This window comes from Chryseobacterium sp. SIMBA_028 (assembly GCF_046535285.1).
In the GTDB taxonomy this organism is placed as follows: domain Bacteria; phylum Bacteroidota; class Bacteroidia; order Flavobacteriales; family Weeksellaceae; genus Chryseobacterium.
On record NZ_JAWRWZ010000737.1, the window covers coordinates 1 to 242 of the forward strand.

Annotated in this window: 1 protein-coding gene; it reads left to right on the top strand. The window is 43.4% G+C overall.

All coding sequences use genetic code 11. The features are described 5' to 3' along the window. Positions 1 to 242: cupin domain-containing protein (locus tag SCA31_RS25210; RefSeq protein ID WP_410699670.1), on the top strand; the 242-nt coding region annotated here is incomplete at both ends.

A 242-nucleotide genomic window follows, 5' to 3' on the forward strand; every position in this document is an offset into this window, starting at 1 on the left:
CCGGAAGAATCAGATATAGAATTAACCAGTTTTCACCGTTATCCTTTACACGCACAACAACCCAGAATCGTTCCAGGAGGAGGCTTACAAAGATTGGTTACCAGCAAAGAATTTCCTATCAGCAGTACCATGTCGGGTTCAATTATAGAATTACAGCCGGGCGCTTTAAGAGAAATGCACTGGCATCCTAACGCTGACGAATGGCAATATTATATTTCCGGTCAGGCACAGATGTCGGTTTT